Below are 2390 nucleotides of genomic sequence, written 5' to 3'. Positions count from 1 at the left end.
CGTTCTGCGCAACTAACCATATATTACAGCGAAAACAAACTAAATAGTTACGAACTGCAATGAAATTTAAAAGAATAAAGGTGGAAGGTCTGTTCGGCACTTTCAATCACGATATAAAGTTTGGAAAGGAGAGTCTAGATTTAATACTTGGTCAGAACGGGCTAGGTAAAACGGCGATATTAAAAATAATAAAGTACGTTTTAGATGGGGAATTATATTTGCTTGACTCTATGGGTTTCGATAAGGTGACTTTATGGTTTCACGATGGATACAAATGGGTCATAAGACGAGAGAATATAGATGGTAATCACGAGATCAATGTTGTCAGAATGAAAGGCAGAAAAAAGATAGATGAGATGCCTTTTTCAGATTATAAGCAAAATGTAGATCGTTTAAAAAGAGAAATTAGAAAATATGTTGGGCCAATGCTTCGGCAGATCGAAGAGGACGAATGGTACGACCGTAGAACAGAAGAAATATATTCTACCAAAGAACTGTATTACAGATTTAGAGATAGGATGCCTGACAACTTGTCTACAGACATTGCAGCATTACCCGAATGGTATCAGAATACTATTTCAAAAAATGATGTTATTCTTATAGAGACACAGCGACTGTTGACTATTAAAAAGTCGCTAGAAGATCCTAGGCTTAGACAAAGTAATAGGCTTCAATACAGAAACACAGTCGAGGAATACTCAGATGACCTTTCAGATAGAATGAACGTACAATTAGCGGATTCAACTGAATTAGCTAATCGTTTAGACCGGACTTTCCCAAATAGAGTAATTAAAAGGCTGCAGGAACCAACAACAGTTTCTCAATCAGACGTTAACCAACGGTTAGATGAGTTAGAGTCAAAGAGAAATCGTCTTCAAAAGGTTGGATTGCTTGATTTAGAAATGGAGCCTAACATAGAATCAATTGATATAGAACAAGAGATACCCATAAAAGAGGTATTACTAGTGTATATTGAAGACAGTAATCAGAAATTAGATGTTTATAAGCAACTAGTAGCAAAAATTGAATTGTTTCAAAAGATTATAAATTCGCGATTGCTTCAAAAGCAATTGGCAGTTTCAAAAGAAGATGGGTTTACAATAAGGAGCACAAAAAAAACCAATTTAGATATTCCAATTACAAGTTTGTCATCGGGTGAACAACACCTTATTGTTTTATATTACCAATTACTATTCAAGACAAAACAGCACAGCCTTGTATTAATAGATGAACCAGAAATATCTCTGCATATTTCCTGGCAAAAAAATGTTATTTCGGACTTGAAAGAAATCATTGAAATTAATCCAATGTCAATCATAATTGCTACCCATTCGCCCGCAATCATAGGACCACATTGGGAGCTTACCAAGGAACTTACTGTTTAACGGAAAGAATATGAAAGAGTATATTGACTCAGATTATATTGCAAACTCTATACGACAGGATAAGTCTATCTCGGAAACGATATTATTAGTTGAAGGCCAATCAGATTACGATTTTTATAGAAAATTTTTGAATACAGAATTGGTTTACATCCAGATTTCCCATGGAAAAGAAAATGCTGTTGGAGCTTTAAATATTTTAGCTTCGGTCAATGAGTACGAGGATAGAATATTTGCCGTAGTGGATAAAGATTTTGATGAGATATTAGGAATACAGTTAAACGATAGGTGTATTTATACTGACGCTCACGATGTTGAAATGATGTGCTTCAAAGCAGACACCTTCAATGCATTCATTGATGAATATATGTCAGCTAGTAAAATTGAAACAATAGAGAAACGACAGGGCGATTCTTTAAGACAAATCTTATTGAACATTTCCGAGCAGATAGCTCACTTTAGAAAAATTTCGATCATCAACAGATATAACTTGTCGTTTAAAGCTAAAGCCAATGACCGTGAAATTAATTTTTCAAAATTCATCGACAAAGATAGGTTAGAATACCAGTCACATTTAGAATTAGTCCGCACTGTGATCAGGTATAAAAATCAAGGTGTTCAATATGACGAGAACTTAATTGTAGGACAAATCGAAGAATCCACAATTGAAGGTAGCGACCCTTATGATTACTCCAATGGGCACGACATTGCAAAAATTATAGAATTAGGTCTTAAAAAATGTATAGGGAAAACAACAACTCAAAGGTGCTCTACACCTGAAATTGAAAGGGCTTTGCGCCTTTCATATCCACTTTCCGAATTTATCAAAACGCGTATGGCTCAACAAATTCGTGAGATAAATGGTGATTTTGTTAAACCAGTAGTATAATGCGCAGAACATTGCGCCATCGTCAAGCCGGCGGTTAAGATGGTGGGTGCCGAAGATGCTTTATCGGATAGGAAAGAAAGTTCTTGATCCGCAAGTTGGCCGGTGAAGCCGGCCTGCGG

At 35.7% G+C, this 2390-nt stretch carries 2 protein-coding genes; both read left to right on the top strand.

The features are described 5' to 3' along the window. The first annotated feature begins 59 nt into the window (after window positions 1–59). Window positions 60–1385 carry an AAA family ATPase gene (locus DRW39_RS22045; RefSeq protein ID WP_232830222.1) on the top strand — a complete coding sequence of 442 codons (1326 nt, stop codon included), beginning with the start codon at window positions 60–62 and terminating at the stop codon, window positions 1383–1385. A 10-nt stretch (window positions 1386–1395) separates the two neighbouring features. Further along, window positions 1396–2271, top strand: a complete 876-nt coding sequence (locus tag DRW39_RS22040; protein WP_116109417.1) for a DUF4435 domain-containing protein — start codon at window positions 1396–1398, stop codon at window positions 2269–2271. The last annotated feature ends 119 nt before the right edge of the window (window positions 2272–2390 follow it).

The sequence above is a fragment of the Lewinella sp. IMCC34191 genome, from assembly GCF_003390935.1.
Classification (GTDB): domain Bacteria; phylum Bacteroidota; class Bacteroidia; order Chitinophagales; family Saprospiraceae; genus Neolewinella.
This window is presented reverse-complemented; position numbering and strand designations above follow the sequence as displayed.